At 63.4% G+C, this 486-nt stretch carries 1 protein-coding gene; it reads right to left on the minus strand.

The genetic code is table 11. From position 1 onward, the window contains the following. The coding region (locus tag MOV75_RS41710) for a condensation domain-containing protein (protein ID WP_247008725.1) at positions 1–486 on the minus strand (486 nt) is incomplete at both ends.

Below are 486 nucleotides of genomic sequence, written 5' to 3' on the forward strand. Positions count from 1 at the left end.
CTCGGATAGTCGCGCGTCGGGATCGGCAGCAATCGCCTCCAACAGCACCCGCCAACGTTCCGCAAGGCGCTCGATCGTCGATACATCGTAAATATCCGTCGCGTATTCGAAGACTCCGCTGAGCTCCTCGGCGGTATCGTACATGTAGAACGACAGATCAAACTTCGCGCTAGCGCCGTTGCCAGCCTGCCAGTTCAGTTCCGCTCCCGGCAGCCGAACGCCCTCACGTCCGACGTTCTGCAAGATGAACATAGTCTGGAAGATGGGGTGACGGCCGAGATCGCGAACGGGCCGCAGCTCCTGCACAAGCCGCTCGAACGGCAGGTCCTGGTGCTCATAGGCGCCCAGCGCCGACTCCTTCACGCGCAGGAGCAACTCGCGAAAGGTCGGATCGCCCGAAAGGTCCGTGCGCATCGCAAGCGTGTTGGCGAAGAAGCCGATCAGCCCTTCCAGCTCGCGCCGCGTCCGGCCCGCGATCGGCGTCCC

The sequence above is a fragment of the Bradyrhizobium sp. PRIMUS42 genome (genome assembly GCF_023006515.1).
Lineage (GTDB): Bacteria > Pseudomonadota > Alphaproteobacteria > Rhizobiales > Xanthobacteraceae > Bradyrhizobium.